At 60.0% G+C, this 16,415-nt stretch carries 15 protein-coding genes; 9 read left to right on the top strand and 6 right to left on the bottom strand.

Going from position 1 to position 16,415, the window contains the following annotated elements:
* Positions 1-97 precede the first annotated feature (97 nt).
* Positions 98-1,240, top strand: coding sequence for an MFS transporter (locus AF70_RS17645; protein ID WP_019580474.1), 1,143 nt, complete (start codon positions 98-100; stop codon positions 1,238-1,240).
* A gap of 16 nt (positions 1,241-1,256) precedes the next feature.
* Here AF70_RS17645 and AF70_RS17640 read toward each other — a convergent pair whose 3' ends face one another.
* Positions 1,257-2,828: a phospholipase D family protein gene (locus AF70_RS17640; protein WP_019580475.1), complete on the bottom strand. Its 1,572-nt coding sequence runs from the start codon at positions 2,826-2,828 to the stop codon at positions 1,257-1,259.
* 58 nt (positions 2,829-2,886) lie between these two features.
* Positions 2,887-4,308 carry a PLP-dependent aminotransferase family protein gene (locus AF70_RS17635; RefSeq protein ID WP_019580476.1) on the bottom strand — a complete coding sequence of 474 codons (1,422 nt, stop codon included), beginning with the start codon at positions 4,306-4,308 and terminating at the stop codon, positions 2,887-2,889.
* Between the two features lie 179 nt (positions 4,309-4,487).
* On the opposite strand from AF70_RS17635, the gene AF70_RS17630 reads away from it, so the two are divergent.
* Positions 4,488-4,733 (top strand): DUF1127 domain-containing protein, encoded by a 246-nt coding sequence (locus AF70_RS17630; RefSeq protein WP_028939146.1) that lies wholly within the window; start codon positions 4,488-4,490, stop codon positions 4,731-4,733.
* A 46-nt stretch (positions 4,734-4,779) separates the two neighbouring features.
* On the opposite strand, the gene AF70_RS17625 is transcribed toward AF70_RS17630, so the two are convergent.
* Positions 4,780-6,093: an FAD-binding oxidoreductase gene (locus AF70_RS17625; protein WP_028939145.1), complete on the bottom strand. Its 1,314-nt coding sequence runs from the start codon at positions 6,091-6,093 to the stop codon at positions 4,780-4,782.
* A gap of 147 nt (positions 6,094-6,240) precedes the next feature.
* Here AF70_RS17625 and AF70_RS17620 point away from each other — a divergent pair, with 147 nt between their 5' ends.
* Entirely contained in the window at positions 6,241-6,594 is a 354-nt protein-coding gene (locus AF70_RS17620; protein WP_007934627.1) for a YkgJ family cysteine cluster protein, read from the top strand.
* Positions 6,595-6,597: 3 nt separating this feature from the next.
* Here the strand turns inward: AF70_RS17620 and AF70_RS17615 are convergent, their stop codons facing one another.
* Complete coding sequence (locus AF70_RS17615) at positions 6,598-7,086, bottom strand: Lrp/AsnC ligand binding domain-containing protein (protein WP_003177284.1); 489 nt, start codon at positions 7,084-7,086, stop codon at positions 6,598-6,600.
* A gap of 156 nt (positions 7,087-7,242) precedes the next feature.
* Between AF70_RS17615 and dadA the strand changes: the two genes are divergently transcribed.
* The 6 genes from dadA (at position 7,243) to AF70_RS17585 (ending at position 13,385) form a co-directional block, all read left to right on the top strand.
* Positions 7,243-8,547 (top strand): D-amino acid dehydrogenase, encoded by a 1,305-nt coding sequence (gene dadA / locus AF70_RS17610; protein ID WP_026331818.1) that lies wholly within the window; start codon positions 7,243-7,245, stop codon positions 8,545-8,547.
* Positions 8,519-8,872: a RidA family protein gene (locus tag AF70_RS17605; RefSeq protein WP_019580480.1), complete on the top strand. Its 354-nt coding sequence runs from the start codon at positions 8,519-8,521 to the stop codon at positions 8,870-8,872. Before dadA ends, AF70_RS17605 begins: the two co-directional genes overlap by 29 nt.
* A gap of 111 nt (positions 8,873-8,983) precedes the next feature.
* A complete protein-coding gene (alr, locus tag AF70_RS17600; protein WP_028939144.1) occupies positions 8,984-10,057 on the top strand; it encodes an alanine racemase in 1,074 nt (357 codons plus the stop codon).
* Between the two features lie 128 nt (positions 10,058-10,185).
* A complete protein-coding gene (locus AF70_RS17595; RefSeq protein WP_018927504.1) occupies positions 10,186-10,734 on the top strand; it encodes a cupin domain-containing protein in 549 nt (182 codons plus the stop codon).
* A gap of 170 nt (positions 10,735-10,904) precedes the next feature.
* Positions 10,905-11,333 carry a cytochrome c5 family protein gene (locus AF70_RS17590; RefSeq protein ID WP_081625748.1) on the top strand — a complete coding sequence of 143 codons (429 nt, stop codon included), beginning with the start codon at positions 10,905-10,907 and terminating at the stop codon, positions 11,331-11,333.
* Positions 11,334-11,462: 129 nt separating this feature from the next.
* Entirely contained in the window at positions 11,463-13,385 is a 1,923-nt protein-coding gene (locus AF70_RS17585) for an acetyl-CoA hydrolase/transferase C-terminal domain-containing protein (protein WP_028939143.1), read from the top strand.
* A 130-nt stretch (positions 13,386-13,515) separates the two neighbouring features.
* Here AF70_RS17585 and AF70_RS17580 read toward each other — a convergent pair whose 3' ends face one another.
* Positions 13,516-14,088 carry a xanthine phosphoribosyltransferase gene (locus AF70_RS17580; protein WP_018927509.1) on the bottom strand — a complete coding sequence of 191 codons (573 nt, stop codon included), beginning with the start codon at positions 14,086-14,088 and terminating at the stop codon, positions 13,516-13,518.
* Positions 14,089-14,145: 57 nt separating this feature from the next.
* Positions 14,146-16,155, bottom strand: a complete 2,010-nt coding sequence (gene rep / locus AF70_RS17575) for a DNA helicase Rep (RefSeq protein WP_018927510.1) — start codon at positions 16,153-16,155, stop codon at positions 14,146-14,148.
* Positions 16,156-16,415 lie beyond the last annotated feature (260 nt).

Raw genomic sequence — 16,415 nt, 5'->3', positions numbered from 1 at the left:
CGATGATGTTGGATGTGATGACCTCTTCGCGAGCAAGCCCGCTCCCACATTTACTTTGTGCGGCCAGTAAAAATAACAATCCACAGGAGCGTGGAACATGCGTTGGGCGACTTATTTCGCCGTCTTGGCGTCTGTCTTGAGTGTCGGCCTGGCCCTGGGCGTCAGCATGCCGTTAGTGTCGCTGCGCCTGGAAGGCTGGGGTTACGGCTCGTTCGCGATTGGCGTGATGGCGGCGATGCCGGCCATTGGCGTGTTGCTGGGGGCGAAGATCTCCAGCCATCTCGCGGCCCGTCTTGGCACGGCCAATCTGATGCGCCTGTGCCTGTGGGCCGGGGCGGTGTCCATCGGCTTGCTGGCGCTATGGCCGAGCTACCCGATCTGGCTGGTGCTGCGGTTGATGATCGGGGTGATCCTGACACTCGTCTTCATCCTTGGTGAAAGCTGGATCAACCAACTGGTGGTCGAGCAATGGCGCGGCCGATTGGTAGCGCTGTATGGCAGCAGTTATGCGCTGAGTCAGCTGGCCGGGCCGCTACTGTTGGGGGCGTTGGGCACCGAGCACGATTACGGTTTCTGGGTGGGCGTCGGTTTGCTGATGACGTCACCGTTCCTGCTGCTGGGCCGTAGCGGAGCGCCCACCAGTGAGGCCTGCAGCGTGACCCTCAACGATTTGCTGAACTTCTGCCGCGGCCTGCCGGCAATTGCCTGGGCGGTGTCGCTGTTTGCTGCGTTCGAAGCGATGATCCTGACCTTGTTGCCGGTCTACTGCCTGCGTCAGGGCTTCACCACGGAAATCGCTTTGGCGATGGTCAGTACGGTGGTGGTGGGGGATGCCTTGCTGCAATTGCCGATTGGTGCGCTGGCTGATCGCTTGTCGCGGCGTACATTGTTTACCGGCTGCGCGATGCTCTTGCTGCTGTCGAGCCTGGCGATTCCATTGCTGATCGATACGTTGCTGATCTGGCCGCTGTGGGTGTTGTTTGGCGCCAGCGCTGGCGGTCTGTTCACCTTGTCGCTGATCCTGATCGGTGAGCGTTATCGCGACGATGCGCTGGTGCGGGCCAATGCCCATATCGCGCAGCTGTGGGGGATCGGTTGCCTGATCGGGCCGTTGGCGGCCGGTGCCGGGAGCCAGTGGATCAGCGGGCATGCCTTGCCGTTGCTGATGGCGGCGGGCGCGTTGGGGCTGGTGATTCTGGTATCGCGGCAAGGGGCGTTTGGGACGGTGCAGCCGGCGTAGATCCTGGCAACTCAAGCTACAGCATCTTTTCCAGGCCAATCGTACTGCTGAACCACGAATTGAAATGCCGCCACCAGCTCCCCGGTTCCTTGGTCAATGTGTGCTGCTTGCCGTCGTCTTCGGTGACCCAGACTATCTGACCCTTTTCCAGTCGCGCGTGATAGCTGAGGGCCGGGGCCATACCCTCCAGCGCCAGTTCGCGCACACGCTCGGCAAGTTCCGGGTTGTCCACCAGCACCCCGACTTCGGTGTTCCAGAGCACCGAGCGCGGGTCGAAATTGAATGAGCCGATGAAGGCTTTTTGTCGGTCGAAGATCATGGCCTTGCTGTGCAGGCTGGAATCGGAGCTTTGGTTGGATGATCCTCTGTGAAACAGGCTCGGTCCGCTGCCGCCGTTGTCCCCGGGCTGGCGGCGTAATTCGAACAGCTGCACGCCATGCTCCAGCAAGGCTTTGCGATAAGGCGCATACCCACCATGCACGGCGGGTACATCGGTGGCTTCCAGTGAGTTGGTCAGCAAACTGACCGACACCCCGGCATCGGCGCGACCGGTCAGGTACACCAGTCCCGGTTGGCCGGGTACGACGTAGGCCGAGATCATGATCAGCTCTTTGCTGACCCCGTTGAGTTCAGGCGCCAACTGGGTGGTCAGCAGCAAGTGCGGATCAGGTTCTCCGTCGGACAACACCTTGCTCGGTGCGTCCCATAGCGCCTTGTTCCAGGCCCAGATCAGCTCCTGCCGCCAGGCGTCCAGGCGTGGATGAGTGGTGTAGGTCATCAACTGCAGATAGAGCGCGTGGTTCTGCTTGCGCGTTTCTTCCAGGGATTCGTCCAGGCGGGTCCGGGTATTTCTCAGGTCCCTGGCGCTCGGCCTGCTTGAGAGAAACTGCTCGATCGGCTTGCTCAGGGCGCTGTTCCAGTATTGATCGAAGCTGTGTCCCAACTGCTCTGCAACCGGGCCGACACTGAGCATGTCGATGTCGGTGAAATTCAGTTTGGGCTCTGCATCGAAATACTCATCCCCCAGGTTGCGCCCGCCCACGATTGCCGCGCTGTTGTCCGCCACCCACAGTTTGTTGTGCATGCGCCGGTGTTGCAGTGACACGTTGAATAACCGGCCCATGGTTCGCGTGACGCCAGTACTGCGGCCCAGGTGCAGTGGGTTGAACACGCGGATCTGAATCTGCGGATGCGCGGCAAGAGTTGCGATGATCCGGTCCAGGCCATCGCTGGTGGTGTCGTCGAGCAGAATCCGCACCCGCACGCCGCGGTCGGCGGCTTTGAGCAGCTCGCTTATCAGTATCCGTGTGCTGATGCCGTCATGGACGATGTAGTACTGCAAGTCGAGGCTGCTTTGGGCATTTCGAATCAGCTCGGCGCGAGCGGTGAAGGCCTCGGTGCTATCGGACAGCAAGCGGAAGCCCGACTGGCCCTTGTAGGGTGTCGCCTGGGCCTGGATCGAGCGGCCGAAAGCAGAGTCGGTCGCCGGCAGGGCCTGGCTCGGTTCGCGAGGGGTGTGGAGCGTCGTGCAGCCACCCAGGAACGAGGCGAGTAACAGCAGAGCAAGCAGGGGCTGTCTGATTCTCACGTGGAATGTTCCGGTGGCGGCCGTCGTTAGCATATCGACGCTGGATCCCGAAGAAAGGTCAGTCGGTTTCCGCCAGCAGTTTGATCGCCGCTGCACCGACCTTGCGCACAGCTTCTTCAATCTGCGGGGTCGTTTTGGCAGCGTAGTTCATCCGCAGGCAATTACGGTATTTGCCCGAGGCGGAAAAGATACTGCCCACGGCAATCTGTACGCCTTGATCATGCAGTGCACGATTGAGTTTCAGGGTGTCAAAGCCCTCCGGCAGTTCGACCCACAGCATGAAGCTGCCTTGCGGACGGCTGGCGCGGGTACCGGCGGGGAAATAACGGGTGACCCAATCGATCATTACGTCGCGATTGCGCTGGTATTGCATCCGCATCCGCCGCAAATGTGGTTCGAAGTGTCCGGCCTTGAGAAATTCGGCAATTGCAATCTGTGGCTGCGGCGCGGTGCAGCCGGTGCTGATGTACTTCATGTGCAGCACCCGTTCCAGATAACGGCCCGGTGCCACCCAGCCAATGCGCAGGCCCGGTGCCAGGGTCTTGGAAAAGGAACTGCAGAGCAGGACGCGGCCGTCTTCGTCGAAGGATTTGATCGTGCGCGGGCGTGGGTAGGTGTAGGCCAGTTCGCCATACACATCGTCCTCGATAATCGCCACGTCAAAACGCTGCGCGAGCGTCAACAGCGCACGTTTGCGTGACTCGGGCATGATGTAGCCCAGTGGGTTGTTGCAGTTGGGGGTCAACTGTATGGCCTTGATCGGCCATTGCTCCAACGCCAGCTCCAACGCTTCGAGGCTGATGCCGGTGAGCGGGTCGGTGGGAATTTCCAGGGCTTTCATGCCCAGCCCCTTGAGCGTCTGCATGGCGCCGTGAAAGCTTGGTGAATCAACCGCCACGATGTCGCCGGGCTCGCAGATGGCGCGGATGCTGGTGGACAGCGCTTCGTGGCAACCGGTGGTGACCACCAGATCGTTGGCGCTCAACTGGCAGCCGGAGTCGAGCATCAGGCGAGCGATCTGCTCGCGCAGCTCCAGGGTGCCGTAGATATTGTCGTAATACAGGCCGGGCATGTCCTGCCGACGGCTGATTTGCGCCAGATTGCGCAGCAGCGGTTTCATGGTCGGCGAGGTGATATCCGGCATGCCGCGGCCCAATTGCACGACATCCTTGCGCGGCACGGCGCGGATCAGTTCCAGCACCTGATCCCACTGTGAAATATCCACCGGTCGTTGGGCTGGGCGGCCAACCACGGGGAGCTCTGGCAGTTCGCGGCTCACCGGTACGAAATAGCCGGATTTGGGTTTGGGCATCGCCAGGCCCACGTCCTCCAGCACTCGATAGGCCTGTTGCACCGTGCTCAGACTGACCCCGTGCTCGACACTCAGCGCCCGTACCGAGGGCAGCCGGTCACCGGGGCGATAGAAGCCCTGTTCGATACGTGTGCCGAGCAGCTCGGCGAGGTTGACGTAAAGGGTCATGGTGCAGTCTCGATGTGGGTGATTCGGTTAACCAATACAGATGGGGCAAAAATAAGCGATTCAGAGGCTGAAACAGAAAAGCTGTATGGAATTAATACTGCTCTGTTGAATCTGTAATGCTTTTTGCCGTCCGCGCATCATGAAAGCTCTGGCTACCCAAGTAAACAGGAGCGACGAAAATGAACGGCTTGAGCGATGTGCGGCTGACGTTACACAGTCAGGAACTGGCGGCAGGGCAACAGAACGGCGCGCGCGAGGCAATTATGCGCAACGCACCGTCCTGCCTGGGTCGCTGGGGTCTGTTCTGGCATCGTCTGCACACGCGTAAGGCGTTGTTGGAGCTGACGCCGGAGCAACTCAAGGATGTCGGGTTGAGTCGGGAGCAGGCGCGGGAGGAGGGGCTTAAACCTTTCTGGCGGATCTAGTACTGTTGATCGTTCCCACGCAGGAGCGAGGGAACGATCATCTTCCTCAAACCAACTCTTTAAGTCGATGCCACAACATCCCCAGGGCCAACAACGGCGAGCGCAAATGTTTGCCGCCTGGAAAGGTAATGTGCGGCACCTTGGCAAACAGATCGAAACCACCACTCTGCTGGCCGCTGATGGCCTCAGCCAACAACTTGCCTGCCAGGTGCGTGGCGTTTACGCCATGACCGGAATAGGCCTGGGCGTAATACACATTCGGTTGCTCCTTGAGCCGGCCGATCTGCGGCAGGCGATTAGCCCCGATGCCGATCATCCCGCCCCACTGATAGTCGATTTTCACCCCGGCCAGTTGCGGGAACACCGCCAGCATCTTCGGACGCATGTACGCGGCGATGTCTTTCGGATCGCGTCCTGAATAATGGCAGGCGCCGCCGAACAGCAGGCGGCGGTCCGCCGAGAGTCGGTAATAATCCAGCGCTACCCGTTGATCGCAGACCGCCATGTTCTGCGGCAGCAGAGCGTGAGCCTGCTCTTCACTCAAGGGTTCGGTGGCGATGATGTAACTGCCGGCGGGCAGCACCTTGCCGCCAAGTTGCGGGTTGAGATCGTTGAGGTAGGCGTTGCAGCCCAGCACCAGGGTCTTGGCACGGACCGAGCCCCGGGCGGTGTGGACCTTGACCTCGCGGCCATAATCGATGCGGGTTACGGCCGATTGCTCGAACAGTTTAGCGCCCAATTGTCGGGCGGCGGCCGCTTCGCCCAGCGCCAGGTTCAGTGGGTGCAGATGCCCGGAGCCCATGTCGATCAAACCACCGACATAGCGATCGGAACCCACCACGCTGTGCATTTCGTTAGCTTGCAGCAGACGGGTTTCGTAACGGTAACAGAGGCTGCGCAGCTCGCTGGCGTCTTCAGCGAAGCCTTCCAGGTCATGGGCTTTGTTGGCGAGGTCACAGTAACCCCAGGTCAGGTCGCAAGCGATCTGAAAGCGCTCGATTCGCTGTCGGACGATTTCCACCGCTTCCAGTCCCATCAGTTTCATCTGACGCACGCCGTCTGCACCGATCACGTTGGTGAACTGATCGAGGCCATGGCCGACGCCGCGAATCAATTGCCCGCCATTGCGTCCACTGGCGCCCCAACCGATCTTGTGCGCTTCCAGCAGCACCACGCGCAAGCCTCGTTCAGCCAGTTCCAGCGCGGTGTTCAGCCCCGAGAACCCGCCGCCCACCACGCACACGTCCGCGACCAGCTCACCTGTGAGTGCTGGAAGGTCGGGTTGCGGCAGGCTGCTGGCGGCGTAATAAGAGGCGACGTGCCGGTGGTTAGGGGCAGGTTGCTGAACGGGGGCGTTCATGGACGTCATCCTGATGCGTGTGTTTGAAAAAGTTGACGGAGCATAAGCCGCCCCTTCGGATACGGGCAACATTGGTCGGTTGGTGCTGTCTGGGTCGGGGCTTTTGCGTCAGAATCCCCACCTATTCCGCATTCGGTCACCGTTCAGATGAGCTGCAACAGTCAGAAAATTCGCACGCTGCGCCAGCAGATTCCCACCTTCGAGTGCGTGCCCGGCTGCCATGACTGCTGTGGGCCGGTCACCACCTCGCCCGAAGAAATGTCCCGCCTGCCGCGCAAGACCCGGGCCGAGCAGGACGCGGCGATGGACGAACTCAATTGCGTCCATCTTGGGCCCAACGGCTGCACGGTGTATGACGAGCGACCGCTGATTTGTCGTCTGTTCGGTACCACCAAGACGTTGCCTTGCCCCAACGGGCGGCGGCCGGTGGAGCTGATTCACCCGCGGGTCGAGAAGCAGATCCACGAATACATGGCCAGTACCCGGCAGGTGTTGGTGTAGGGCTCAATCCGGAATCGGCAGACTCAAACTCTCTTTCACTTCTTCCATCACGATATAGCTCTTGGATTCGCGCACATGCGGCAACTTGAGCAGGATGTCGCCCAGCAATTTGCGGTACGAGGCCATCTCGGAAATCCGCGCTTTCACCAGGTAATCGAAGTCCCCTGACACCAAATGGCATTCAAGGACGTGGGGCAGTTTCAGCACCGCACGTCGGAACTCTTCGAAAGTGTCGCCGGATTTGTAGTCGAGACTGATCTCGACGAACACCAACAGACTACCCTTCAGGTGCTGCGGATTCAGCCGGGCGTTGTAGCCCATGATGATCCCTTCGCGCTCCAGGCGCCGTACCCGTTCAGTGCAGGGAGTGGTGGAGAGGCCGACCTTTTCCCCCAGTTCGGTGAAGGAGATACGCCCATCCGCTTGCAGAATCCGCAGGATGTTGCGGTCGATCTTGTCCAGCTCACGTTTGGTCTGAGTATTGGTCCGCATAGGGGATGCGCCTCCGTGAAAAGGGTTTTTGCCGAGAATTGTCGCCAAATATAAGCACTTATATAGTGAAAAGCACTGGCTAATCTTTTTTAAACTGCCCACATCTTCGGTCTGCACAATAAACGTCAGCGGTAAGCCGCGATGAGGGATATGAAAATGCGCGTTCTGGTCTTGGGTAGCGGCGTCATCGGTACCGCCAGTGCCTATTATCTGGCACGAGCCGGCTTTGAAGTGACGGTTGTGGACCGTCAGCCAGCGCCGGCCATGGAAACCAGTTTCGCCAACGCCGGGCAGGTTTCGCCGGGTTATGCCTCGCCGTGGGCCGCACCGGGCGTGCCGCTCAAAGCCATCAAGTGGCTGCTGCAGCGCCATGCGCCATTGGCGATCAAGGCCACCGCCGACATCGACCAATACCTGTGGATGGCGCAGATGCTGCGCAACTGCACCGCCAGCCGTTACGCGGTGAACAAGGAGCGCATGGTGCGTCTGTCCGAGTACAGCCGCGACTGCCTCGACGAATTGCGCGCCGAAACCGGCATTGCCTACGAAGGCCGTAGCCTGGGGACTACCCAGCTGTTCCGCACCCAGGCGCAGCTCGATGGCGCCGCCAAAGACATCGCCGTGCTGAAAGAGTCCGGTGTGCCGTTCGAGCTGCTCGACCGCGCCGGTATTGCCCGGGTCGAACCGGCCCTGGCCAGCGTCACCGACATCCTCGCCGGTGCCTTGCGCCTGCCGAACGACCAGACCGGCGACTGCCAGATTTTCACCACCCGCCTGGCCGAAATGGCCGTGAAACTGGGTGTGGAGTTCCGTTTCGGCCAGGACATCCAGCGTCTCGACTTCGCCGGTGATCGCATCAACGGTGTGTGGATCGACGGCAAGCTGGAAACCGCCGACCGTTACGTGCTGGCCCTCGGCAGTTACTCGCCGCAGTTGCTCAAGCCGCTGGGCATCAAGGCCCCGGTGTACCCACTCAAGGGTTACTCGCTGACCGTGCCGATCACTAACCCGGCGATGGCCCCGACGTCGACCATTCTCGACGAGACCTACAAGGTCGCGATCACCCGCTTCGACAACCGCATCCGCGTCGGCGGCATGGCTGAAATCGCCGGTTTTGACCTGTCGTTGAACCCGCGCCGGCGCGAAACCCTGGAGATGATCGTCAACGACCTTTATCCTCAGGGCGGCAATCTACCCGAAGCGAGTTTCTGGACTGGCCTGCGTCCGACCACTCCGGACGGCACGCCGATTGTCGGTGCCACACCGTTCAAAAACCTGTTCTTGAATACGGGCCACGGTACGCTCGGCTGGACCATGGCTTGTGGTTCCGGTCGTTTGCTGGCTGACCTGATGGCCAAGAGAACGCCGCAGATCAGCGCCGAAGGCCTCGATATTTCTCGTTATGGCAACAAACTTAAGGAGCCTGCAAAACATGTCAATCCAGCGCCAGCTCACCAATGAGCGCATGAGCCAGATCGTTGTCCATAACGGTACTGTGTATCTGGCAGGACAGGTCGGCGACGACATGGGCGCCGGGATTGAACAGCAGACCCGTGAAGCCCTCGCCAATATCGAGCGTTTGCTGGATCTGGCCGGGACGGACAAGAACCGTCTGCTGTCGGTGACCATTTATCTGAAAGACATCGACGCGCACTTTGCAGGCATGAATTCGGTGTGGGACCAGTGGCTGCCAAAAGGCGTCGCGCCGGCCCGTGCCACGGTCGAATCGAAGCTGTGTGAACCGCAAATCCTGGTCGAGCTGTCGGTCGTTGCCGCGCTGCCATAAACGCTCTGCCCTGAATCAAGTCACAAAGATCCCTCTCCCGGCGCTGTTGGTGGTTCACGCTGTCAGCCAGCGCCGGTTTTTTTCCCAATGACCGACTAGAAGTCTGCCGCCATGCGTCCTGCCCGTGCCCTGATCGACCTTCAAGCCCTGCGTCACAACTACCGGATTGCCCGTGAAGTCACGGGTGCCCGTGCCCTCGCGGTGATCAAGGCAGATGCCTATGGCCATGGCGCGGTGCGTTGCGCCCAGGCGCTGGAAGCCGAGGCGGATGGCTTTGCCGTGGCGTGTATCGAAGAGGCCCTGGAGCTGCGCGCCGCCGGTATTCGTGCGCCGGTGTTGCTGCTGGAAGGTTTTTTCGAAGCCGATGAGTTGGCGCTGATCGTCGAGCATGACTTCTGGTGTGTGGTGCATTCGTTGTGGCAACTCGAAGCTATCGAAAAAGCCACGCTGAGCAAGCCGATCACGGTGTGGCTCAAGCTCGACTCCGGCATGCATCGGGTCGGCCTGCATCCAGCGGATTACCAGGCAGCCTATCAACGACTGCTGGCCAGCGGCCAGGTGGCGAAGATCGTGTTGATGAGTCACTTCGCCCGCGCCGATGAACTGCACTGCCACGCCAGCGTCGATCAGGTCGCGGTATTCGAAGCGGCGCGTAAGGGTTTGGCGGCCGAAATCAGCCTGCGTAACTCGCCGGCGGTGCTTGGTTGGCCGCAGATTCCGAGCGATTGGGTGCGCCCGGGCATCATGCTCTACGGCGCGACGCCGTTCGAAGAGGCCAATGCCGTGGCGTCTCGCCTGCAACCGGTGATGACTCTGGAATCGAAGGTGATTTGCGTGCGTGAACTGCCGGCCGGCGAGCCGATTGGTTACGGCGCGAAATTCATCACCCCCAAACCGATGCGTGTGGGTGTGGTGGCGATGGGGTATGCCGACGGTTATCCGCGTCAGGCACCGAGCGGCACGCCGGTGCTGGTGGCCGGGCAGCGCAGTCAGTTGCTGGGGCGGGTATCGATGGACATGCTCTGCGTCGACCTGACCGACGTACCGCAAGCCGGCCTCGGTTCGCCCGTCGAGTTGTGGGGCAAAAATATCCTCGCCAGTGACGTCGCGACGGCCGCCGACACGATTCCTTATCAGATATTCTGCAACCTGCGCCGGGTGCCGCTGCTCTATTCCGGGGTCTGACGAACAGTCCTCCGAACCGAAAGTCGCTTCGCCAGGCTGGATTCAGGCGCAAGTGTTGTAAATACTGAACGCTGTCGCCATGATAACGCTCAATATTCTTGCAACCTGAATCCCTGGAGGCTCCAGCATTGGACGTCGGTGAACGACTGCAGTCGATCCGTAAGCTCAAAGGTCTTTCCCAGCGTGAGCTCGCCAAACGCGCGGGTGTTACCAACAGCACCATTTCGATGATCGAGAAGAACAGCGTCAGCCCTTCGATCAGTTCGCTGAGGAAGGTACTGGGCGGGATTCCCATGTCCATGGTCGAGTTCTTTTCCGAAGAAATCCTGCAGGAAAAGCCGACTCAGATCGTCTACAAGGCCCACGAGCTGATCGATATTTCCGATGGTGCAGTGACCATGAAACTGGTCGGTCGGGCTCACCCGAGCCGGGCGATCGCGTTCCTCAACGAAATCTACCCGCCAGGCGCCGACACCGGTGAGGAGATGCTTACCCACGAGGGCGAGGAAACCGGGATTCTGGTGGAAGGTCGGCTGGAACTGGTGGTAGGGCTCGAAACATTTGTGCTCGAGGCCGGCGACAGCTACTACTTTGAGAGTACCAAGCCGCACCGTTTCCGGAATCCGTTCGATGCCCCGGCGCGACTAATCAGCGCAGCCACTCCAGCGAATTTCTAAGAGACACGGCGTCGTGCCCGGATTGCGCAGACGCCCATGCGGTATTTCTGCCTTGGGATAAGACCCCTTCGACTTTGGGGTTGTTTCAGTGTGACGGGCTTACCGCTATACTTGCGCCCGCCTGCGAACCGTGGCTGCAGGCGTGACTAGCCACCATTGAGGGTGTACGCGTGAACCTAATTATGAAAATGCTGGCCGCACCAGCAACCGTATTGGCCCTTTGGGCAGTCAGCGCACAAGCTGCGACCAACGACGATATCGCTAAACGTCTTGAACCAGTCGGCCAGGTCTGTGTTCAGGGCAAAGAGTGCAAGGGGATGGAAGTCGCTGCTTCGGTTGGCGGCGGTGCGTCGAAAACGCCTGACGAAATTATTGCCAAACACTGCAATGCTTGCCATGGCACCGGCCTGTTGGGCGCACCGAAGATCGGTGATGCCGCAGACTGGAAAAAACGTGCCGATAAAGAAGGCGGCACCGCTGCTGGCTTGGCGAAGGTAGCGTTGAGCGGGCTCAATGCGATGCCGCCAAAAGGCACATGCAGTGACTGCGAACTGAAAGACCTTGAAGGCGCCATCCAGAAGATGTCTGGCCTGAAATAAGCCTGTTTTCAACGAAAAGCCGCTTACGAGCGGCTTTTTTGTGCCTGCGATTTGCCTGAGACTATTCTTTGCAGCAAAGACCCGGCAAGCTCGGTCCAACCCAATTCATGGGGTGTGCGGGAGGATCAGATGGTGCAGTTGTGTTCTATCGAGCAGGCGGTCGATGACGTCCTGGCACGATTGCCGGCGCATATCCACATGGGCCTGCCGCTGGGGCTGGGCAAACCCAACCACTTCGTCAACGCGCTGTATCAACGCATCGCGCAACTGCCCGAGCGGCAGCTGACGGTCTACACCGCCCTGTGCCTTGGACGCCCGCCCTTGGGCGATGGTTTGCAAAAGCGTTTCCTCGAACCCTTCATCGACCGGGTGTTCGGCGATTACCCGGAACTGGATTTCCTCGCTGACCTGCATCGCGACAGCCTGCCGAACAACATCCACATTCATCAATTCTTCATGCAGCCGGGCAGCCTGCTGAACAGCGCCCCGGCCCAGCAGGATTACGTCAGCAGCAATTACAGCCACGCCGCGCGGGACATCAATGCCGCCGGTTTGAACCTGGTGGCGCAACTGGTCGCCAGCCACAGCGAACATCCCGATCGTCTGAGCCTGAGCTGCAACCCGGACATCACCCTCGACCTGTTGCCGATGATCGCCAAACGCCGGGCGGCGGGGGAGACGATCCTGATGGTGGGCCAGGTGCACAACGACTTGCCGTACATGCCCGGCGATGCGGAAGTCGGCATCGACACCTTCGACCTGCTGATCGACGCCAAGGACAGCACCACGTTGTTCTCCACGCCGAACATGCCGGTGGGTTGCCAGGATCATTTCATCGGGCTGCACGCCAGCACACTGGTGCGCGATGGCGGCACCTTGCAGATCGGCATTGGTGCAATGGGCGATGCCCTGACGGCGGCGCTGCTGGCGCGGCAGGCGGACAGTGATGGTTACAAGGCGTTGCTGGCGGATCTGAATCTCAGCCAGTGGGCGCAGCTGATCGAGCGCGAAGGGGGCATCGAACCGTTCGCCAAGGGCCTTTATGGTTGCAGCGAAATGTTCGTCAACGGCTTGCTGGTGTTGGCCGACGCCGGGATAGTGCGACGCAAGGTCTACCCGGATGTGTCGACCCAGCAGCAGGCCAACGCCGGCACGTTGAACGAAGCCGCGCAAACCGATGGCATCTCGGTACATGGCGGTTTTTTCCTCGGGCCGCGCAGTTTCTACGAGCGCTTGCGCGAGTTGCCGCAGAGCAAGCGGCTCGAATTCAACATGACCCGCATCAGCTACATCAACGAGCTCTACGGTCAGGAAGAACTCAAACGCTTGCAGCGCCTTGATGCGCGCTTCATCAACACTGTGTTCACCATGACGTTGCTCGGTGCGGGCGTGGCGGATCAGCTCGAAGACGGGCGGGTACTCAGCGGCGTTGGCGGGCAATACAACTTCGTGGCCCAGGGTCATGCACTGGAAGGCGCGCGCTCAATCCTGCTCCTGCGCAGTTGGCGCGAGTCGGGCGGTGAGGTCAGTTCGAACATCGTCTGGGAATACGGCCATTGCACGATCCCACGGCATCTGCGGGACATCGTCGTCACTGAGTACGGCATCGCCGATCTGCGGGGCAAGACCGACGCGGCGGTGATCGAGGCGTTGCTGAACATCTGCGACTCACGCTTCCAGCCGGGGCTGATCGAACAGGCACAGAACGTTGGCAAATTGCCGAAGCATTTCCGCCTCGATCCGCGTTTCGCCGACAACAGCCCGCAGCGTTTACAGGCGATTCAGGCCCGGCATTCGAATTTGTTTCCGGAATATCCGTTGGGGTGTGATTTCACCGCTGAAGAACGGGATTTATTGCGGGCGCTGAACTGGTTGAAGAGCAAGTTCAAGCTCACGGAGATTCTGGAATTGGGTAAGGCGGCGCTGGATGCGCCAGAACCTTCGGAGTTTCCCGTGCATCTGGAGCGGATGCAGCTGACGAAGCCGGAGGGGTTGAAAGAGGATTTGTTTCAGCGGCTATTGCTCACCGGACTCAAAGCCACCGCTCAGTAGCGGCGAACATAGCTCAAATGTGGGAGCGGGCTTGCTCGCGAATACGGTGTATCAGTCGACATCCTCTTTGACTGACACCCCGTATTCGCGAGCAAGCCCGCTCCCACATTGGTTTTGCGGTATGGCGGCTTTATTCGATGAAGGTTACAACGCCATCCTTCAGCGACTGCACCCGAGCCAACGATTCCACGCGATAACCCTGGGCATCCAGCTCCGCCCGGCCACCCTGGAACGATTTCTCGATCACGATGCCCAGACCGGCCACGGTCGCGCCGGCCTGTTTGATGATCGAGATCAGCGCTTGCGACGCCTTACCGTTGGCCAAGAAGTCGTCGATGATCAGCACGCGGTCGCTGCTGGTCAGGTGACGCGGGGAGATCGCCACAGTGCTTTCGGTCTGCTTGGTGAACGAGTAGACCGTCGCCGACAGCAGGTTTTCAGTCAGGGTCAGGGACTGATGCTTGCGCGCGAAAATCACCGGTACGCCGAGGTTCAGGCCGGTCATGATCGCCGGGGCGATACCCGAGGCTTCGATGGTGACGATCTTGGTGATGCCGGAATCCTTGAACAGCGAGGCGAATTCGTCGCCGATCAGCTTCATCAGGGCCGGGTCGATCTGGTGGTTCAGAAAGGCGTCGACTTTCAGGACCTGGTCGGAAAGCACGATGCCTTCTTCGCGAATTTTCTTGTGCAGTGCTTCCATGAAGCTGTCCTCTGTTGGCGTCTGTTGCGCCGAAGGTCTAAATAAATGTGGTCAATTCTAGCGCTTTAGCATTGCGCGTATATCTGCCAATGCGCTGTTGCCACGAACGGCTTTGACTTCGGTCGGGGTGTCGTCGTTGCCTTCCCAGGCCAGGTCGTCCGGCGGCAGTTCATCGAGGAAGCGGCTGGGCGCGCAGTCGATGATCTCGCCATATTGCTTACGCTTGGCGGCGAAGGTGAAAGCCAGTGTCTGACGCGCTCGGGTAATCCCGACGTAGGCCAGGCGGCGTTCCTCTTCGATAGTGTCGGCTTCGATGCTGGAACGGTGCGGGAGGATTTCCTCTTCCATGCCCATGATGAACACGTAAGGGAATTCCAGGCCCTTGGAGGCGTGCAAGGTCATCATCTGCACACCTTCGGCGCCGTCTTCCTCTTCCTGCTGACGCTCCAGCATGTCGCGCAGCACGAGTTTGCCGATGGCGTCTTCGACGGTCATCTCGCCGTCTTCGTCTTTCTCCAGCGTGTTCTTCAGCGCCTCGATCAGGAACCAGACGTTACCCATGCGGTAATCGGCGGCCTTGTCGCTGGAGCTGTTGGTGCGCAGCCAGTTCTCGTAGTCGATGTCCATGACCATGCTGCGCAGGGCGGAGATCGGGTCTTCGCCGGCGCACTGCTCGCGGACCTTGTCCATGAAACGCTTGAAGCGCGACAGGCGATCGGTGAAGCGGCTGTCCAGGTGTTCGCCCAGGCCGATTTCGTCGGTGGCGGCGTACATCGAGATTTTTCGCTCGGTGGCGTAGTTGCCCAGCTTCTCCAGGGTGGTCGAACCGATCTCCCGGCGTGGGACGTTGATCACCCGCAGGAAGGCGTTGTCGTCGTCCGGGTTCACGATCAGGCGGAAGTAGGCCATCAGGTCCTTCACTTCCTGGCGTCCGAAAAAGCTGTTGCCGCCGGACAGTCGGTAAGGCACCTGGTGATGCTGCAGCTTCAGCTCGATCAGCTTGGCCTGGTAGTTGCCGCGATACAGAATCGCGAAATCGCTGTAGGGCCGGTCGGTGCGCAAGTGCAGGCTGAGGATTTCCACGGCCACGCGCTCGGCTTCGGCGTCTTCGTTGCGGCAGCGGATCACGCGGATCTCGTCGCCGTGACCCATTTCACTCCACAGCTGCTTTTCGAATTCGTGCGGGTTGTTCGAAATCAGCACGTTGGCGCAGCGCAGGATGCGGCTGGTGGAGCGGTAGTTCTGCTCCAGCATCACCACTTTCAGGGACGGGTAATCGTCCTTGAGCAGCATCAGGTTTTCCGGGCGGGCGCCGCGCCAGGCGTAGATCGACTGGTCGTCGTCGCCTACCACGGTGAACTGGTTGCGTTTGCCGATCAGCAGTTTCACCAGCAAATACTGGCTGGCGTTGGTGTCCTGGTATTCGTCCACCAGCAGGTAGCGGACCTTGTTCTGCCATTTTTCCAGGATGTCGTCGTGTTCCTGGAACAGTTTTACCGGCAGCAGGATCAGGTCGTCGAAGTCCACCGCGTTGAACGCCTTGAGCGTGCGCTGGTAGTGGGTGTAGACGATGGCGGCGGTCTGTTCCTTGGGGTTGCGTGCGTTTTCCAGGGCTTCGGGCGGCAGGATCAGGTCGTTTTTCCAGGCGCCGATCATGTTCTTGATCTCGTCGACGCCGTCGTCGCCCGAGTATTCCTTCTGCATGATGTCGGTCATCAGGGCTTTGACGTCGGTCTCGTCGAAGATCGAGAAGCCCGGTTTATAGCCCAGCCGCACATGTTCCTTGCGGATGATGTTCAGGCCCAGGTTGTGAAAGGTGCACACCGTCAGGCCGCGGCCTTCACCGCCCTTGAGCAGCGTGCCGACCCGTTCCTTCATCTCCCGCGCGGCCTTGTTGGTAAAGGTCATGGCGACGATGTACTGGGCACGGATGCCGCAGCTCTGGATCAGATGCGCAATTTTGCGGGTGATCACGCTGGTCTTGCCGGAGCCTGCGCCGGCGAGCACCAAAAGAGGGCCGCCGACGTAGCTCACGGCTTCTTGCTGCCGGGGATTGAGTCGGGACATACGAAATCAGGGAGTCGTTAGCGAAATGGGCCGGCATTTTAACAGGCTCTGAGAATTGTGCTGCTCTCTCCGACTTGTGACGCAACACGCGATCTCTATTTGCCGGTTTTGATACTTTCACGCAGGATGCGCAATGAATTCGCGTCTAATGTACGTATTCAAGACTCGAAGTCGTGTTTGATAACCGATGATATTGGGTCATTGGTTACCCGAGCGGCATAATGCGCGCCGCCTACATCTTTGCAGAGTCTAGGGAGCTA

This window comes from Pseudomonas sp. KD5, from assembly GCF_012932895.1.
GTDB lineage: Bacteria > Pseudomonadota > Gammaproteobacteria > Pseudomonadales > Pseudomonadaceae > Aquipseudomonas.
This window is presented reverse-complemented; position numbering and strand designations above follow the sequence as displayed.